The organism is Halomonas sp. LES1 (genome assembly GCF_031846005.1).
GTDB lineage: Bacteria > Pseudomonadota > Gammaproteobacteria > Pseudomonadales > Halomonadaceae > Halomonas.
Map to the genome: position 1 here is coordinate 1 of NZ_JAVRGC010000018.1, position 1,728 is coordinate 1,728.

Consider the following 1,728-nt stretch of genomic DNA (forward strand, 5'->3'; position numbering starts at 1 on the left):
TCGCCCGGTGATATAACCCCGTTTGGCGTGCGTTCGCTGACGCTCACCACCACCCAATTCAAGGCACCACGCGGCTTTCTGGCGACGAATCCGACAAACACGGCCCGTGGCCGGGCCGGTTTCCTACTACACCACCATTACGTAATTACGTTACACGTGTAATGGCATTACGTTTTGGGTTCGTAATAGCGTATCGGTCTAAGCAATCGCGCCTTCCGTCCGGCTTGCGTCCTGCTAGCTTCGCCGTCCTCAGCCGTCCGTACGGCGCCACAGGCACACAGGTAGCCAGGCACACAGGCACACGAAAAAGCCCGCACACAGGCGGGCCAGCAGTCAGGAGGGCTAGTGGTCAGGTGGAGTCTTTATCTTCCACCAAACGGCCCAGGAGAAGCCCCACATCATCCCAGGAGCCATGCTCATCCTTGAGGCGCCCCAGGAGTCCGCCGTACTGCTTCACCAGGGCAGCAAGTGCCCGCTCATCGTCCGACATACGCTTGATCGTCCCAAGGCCAGTGATCGGCACAAGATCCGAGTTGAAGAGACAGAGCGCAACCTCGCGAGTCCAGGCAGCGCACGCCATGAAGTCATCCGGCTGGAGGGTAGCCAGGTGCTTGCGAGCAGCGGCCCGCTTAGGCTTCACCTCGACTTCCAGGCGCACCCAGTCGGCAGAGGCGTTCTGTGAATACCCCTTGGCGCGCTGTTCAAGACCCTTCTCGTACAGCCGAACCATGACAGGCGATTGGCGCGACCCTACGTAAAGCGTTCGCCCGTTCTCACATCGGTGCCAGTCCCCGTAATGCGTGACTTTCAGGCGATGCTTGTCGGCAATGTTAAGCATCAGAGCGGAGAGCGCAGCGAAGGCGTCAGGCTCATCGTAGTCCTCAGCAACATCAGCACGGATAACCAGATGATCAGGCCACTCAGAACGCACCAGAGAGGCCACAGGAGAGGCGTTAGCACCAGACCCCACCACCATGACCCTATCCCCGGTATTTCCGCCCCAGAGGACTTCACAGAGCGTTGTAGACCCCCTAACCACCTTGGCGGCATCGGTATACCCGTTGCGAGGCATAACCCGCTCGATGTCGGAGAGATCAAAAGCGCCGGAGAGGTACTCCAGGATGTAACCAGGGGAATCCACAACCCCCGCGGCGTACCAGTCAAAGAGCATGGCGGCCCCCACGGCTGGAAGCCGCACCAGACGGGGCTTTCGAGCATGTAGCACCCCCGGAGGGAGGCAGCGAGCTTGGGAGGGTGACCCCCGTATTACTAGGCGGGGGTGTTCCGGCGTTGAGCGACACCGAAGGCGCGAATACACTAATGGACATGGCGTTGCCTGCTATCCCAGGTAATGGCCAAGAAAGGCCGGGTTGTTGGTAGCAATCCGGTCTTTCGCTTTATTTAGTCAGCCGCTTATGGATCGGAAGCTGATAGAGTCACGTTAGCGCCCCGGCGTAGCGATGGCCACACCCCAAACGGCCCCGCGCCGTGGGTGCTCCCACCTCACCGCAGTGCACACCGAATCAAAACCCCTGTTTTGCAATGATGGTCCCGTGGATTCTGTAACGTCCGAGGCGACCCGTTACACCTACGCCCCAATATCGCCCGGTGATATAACCCCGTTTGGCGTGCGTTCGCTGACGCTCACCACCACCCAATTCAAGGCACCACGCGGCTTTCTGGCGACGAATCCGACAAACACGGCCCGTGGCCGGGCCGGTTTCCTAC

Annotated in this window: 1 protein-coding gene; it reads right to left on the reverse strand. The window is 60.1% G+C overall.

Going from position 1 to position 1,728, the window contains the following annotated elements:
* Window positions 1-349: 349 nt before the first annotated feature.
* Window positions 350-1,171: a replication initiation factor domain-containing protein gene (locus RM463_RS17390; protein ID WP_311430770.1), complete on the reverse strand. Its 822-nt coding sequence runs from the start codon at window positions 1,169-1,171 to the stop codon at window positions 350-352.
* Window positions 1,172-1,728 lie beyond the last annotated feature (557 nt).

Bases quoted from the DNA above. Each gene is read 5' to 3' on its own strand.
- RM463_RS17390 (WP_311430770.1), bottom strand. From the start codon at position 1,171: ATGCTCTTTGACTGGTACGCCGCGGGGGTTGTGGATTCCCCTGGTTAC.